We start from the raw sequence: 2,466 nt of genomic DNA on the forward strand, positions 1-2,466 counted from the left end.
CCAGCATATAGACGAACAGATGGATGAAGCTGCGCCATGTCTGGGCGCTGGCCTTGCCCGTCATCCAGGCCGCCCAGCCGCCGAGCAGGCAGGTGACGAAGAAGAACTGCCAGATCGACGGCTCCTCATAAAGAATGCCCTGCATGGTGAAGTCTCCCTAGCATGATCCCGAAAAGTTGCAGACTTTTCGGACAAAGATCATGCGACAAACAAACAACTTGGAGCGGAATATCGGATGCACACGTTCCGCTCCAAACTCAGTGGTGTCCGCCTTCGAGATAGGCAGCGCGCACTTCCGGATTGGCGAGCAGTTCCTTGCCGGTGCCGCTCATCGTCACATTGCCGTTGACCATGACGTAGCCGCGCGTGGCAAGCTTGAGAGCGCCGAAGGCGTTCTGCTCGACCAGGAACACGGTCAGCCCCTGGGTGCGGTTCAGTTCGCGGATTGCGTCGAAGATCTGCTTGACGATCAGCGGCGCCAGACCCAGCGACGGTTCGTCGAGCAACAACAACTTCGGCCGCGCCATCAGCGCACGTCCGATCGACAGCATCTGCTGCTCGCCGCCCGACAGCGTGCCGCCGCGCTGGGCGATGCGCTCCTTGAGCCGCGGGAACAGCGTGAACACCTTCTCGACGTCCTCGTCATAGTGCTTGAGGTTGTCGAGGCTGGCGCCCATTTGCAGGTTTTCCATCACCGTCATGCGCGGGAAGATGCGCCGGCCTTCGGGCGATTGGGCGATGCGCATGCGCGCGATCTCGTGCGTCGGCATCTGGGTGATGTCGGTGCCCGCAAAGGTGATGGTGCCGGCCCGCGCACGAGGCGCGCCGAAGATGGTCATCATCAGCGTCGACTTGCCTGCGCCGTTGGCGCCGATCAGCGCCACGATCTCACCTTGGTTGACGGTGACATCGACACCGTTCAGCGCTCGGATGTTGCCGTAGTAGGTCTGCACGCCCTTGATATCGAGCAGCGTTGTCCCGGCCATCACTTGCCCCCTCCGCGCTTGCCCGCCACAGGCTTGGCAGCCGCAGTCTTTCCAGAAGCCGCGCTTGCGGTCTTCCCAGAAGCCTCACTTGCCGTCTTTCCAGAAGAATGGCTGGTCGCCACCTTGCCCGCGTCGACGCGGCGCGAGAATTCCGTGTCCTTGCCCTGGCCGAGCAGCTTGGCCTGCTTGACCCATTCCTCACGCGCGATGCGACCATCGAAGGCAAGATAGGCTTCGGCGGCCTCGACGTCGGCCTTCTTCCAGGCGCCGATCTGGTCGAAGTGGAAGATGCCGTGCTCGTTGAGCTTCTTCTCGTTGACCGTGCCGATGCCCTTGATGCGGGTCAGATTGTCGGCCTTGCCGCCGCGCGGTGCCGCCAGCCGGTTGGAGATTTCCCCAACCTTGGCCGCAGGAGCCTTCGCCGTTGGAGCCTTGGCTGCCGGCTTTGCCGGTGCGGGCGCCGCGGTCGACTTCACTGCCGCCCCAGTTGCCGCCTTTGACGCTGATTTCGGAGCAGGCTTTGCCTTTGCCGCTGGAGCGGGCTTCGCCGCCGGTACAGCAGCCAGCGAGGCCCCCTTGTTTGCCGCTGCGATCGATCTTGCGTCGACCTGCGCCGCCTTGGAGGCGCCCTTCGACACGGTGACCCGCTCGCCCTCGCTATGGCCGACCGTGTCGGTAACCGGCCCGGCGAGATACGAGGACGATGTCCCCGGACCGTGCGCGGCATCAGGCCCCGTATCGAGCTGTTCGATGACGTCTTCGTCGCCGACTTCGGTGAGGACCGCCTCGACTTCCTCGTCGTCGACGCCGAGATAGGCGGCGATGACGCGCGGATCGGTACGCACCGATTGCGGATTTCCGTCCGAGATCTTGCGGCCATATTCCAGCACCACGACGTGGTCGGATATCTGCATGACCACCGACATGTCATGCTCGATCAAAAGGATCGAGGTGCCTGACGTGTTCTTGATGTCGATCAGCAGTTCGTTGAGCGACGCCGATTCCTTCGGATTGAGGCCGGCCGCCGGCTCGTCAAGGCACAGAAGCTCTGGACCAGTGCACATGGCGCGGGCGATCTCGAGACGCCGCTGCGCGCCGTAGGGCAGGTCACCGGCCGGATCGTCGGCACGGTCTACGAGATCGGCCTTCTCCAGCCAGTGCCTGGCAAGCTCGACTGATTCGGCCGAGGCCTTGCGATAGCCGCTGAAGCCGAACAGGCCAAGCACCGTATAGCCCGAGGCCTTCATCAGCTTGTTGTGCTGGGCAACCAAAAGGTTCTCCAGCAGCGTCATGCCCGAGAACAGGCGGATGTTCTGGAAGGTGCGCGCCACCTTGGCGCGCGCCGGGATCTCGTGGTTGGGCAGACGTTCGAGCAAATAGCTCGAGCCGTCGTTCCGGTTGAGCGTGATCATGCCCTCCGACGGCTTGTAGAAGCCGGTGATGCAGTTGAACACGGTTGTCTTGCCGGCACCGTTGGGTC

3 protein-coding genes are annotated in these 2,466 nt (G+C 63.1%); all 3 read right to left on the reverse strand.

Annotation, left to right across the window (positions count from 1 at the left end):
* On the reverse strand, window positions 1–145 hold a 145-nt coding region (locus ACXJ7R_RS29985; RefSeq protein ID WP_457154984.1), incomplete at its 3' end, for a DUF6867 family protein.
* Between the two features lie 112 nt (window positions 146–257).
* The gene (locus tag ACXJ7R_RS29990) at window positions 258–986 is read right to left on the reverse strand and encodes an ABC transporter ATP-binding protein (protein WP_184872396.1); all 729 of its coding nucleotides are present in this window, start codon (window positions 984–986) and stop codon (window positions 258–260) included.
* Window positions 986–2,466: ATP-binding cassette domain-containing protein (locus tag ACXJ7R_RS29995; RefSeq protein ID WP_457154983.1), on the reverse strand; the 1,481-nt coding region annotated here is incomplete at its 5' end. The genes ACXJ7R_RS29995 and ACXJ7R_RS29990, both read right to left, overlap by 1 nt.

Source organism: Mesorhizobium sp. P5_C1, assembly GCF_054049815.1.

Coding starts and splice junctions, on each gene's coding strand:
- ACXJ7R_RS29990 (WP_184872396.1), bottom strand. CDS start 986: ATGGCCGGGACAACGCTGCTCGATATCAAGGGCGTGCAGACCTACTAC.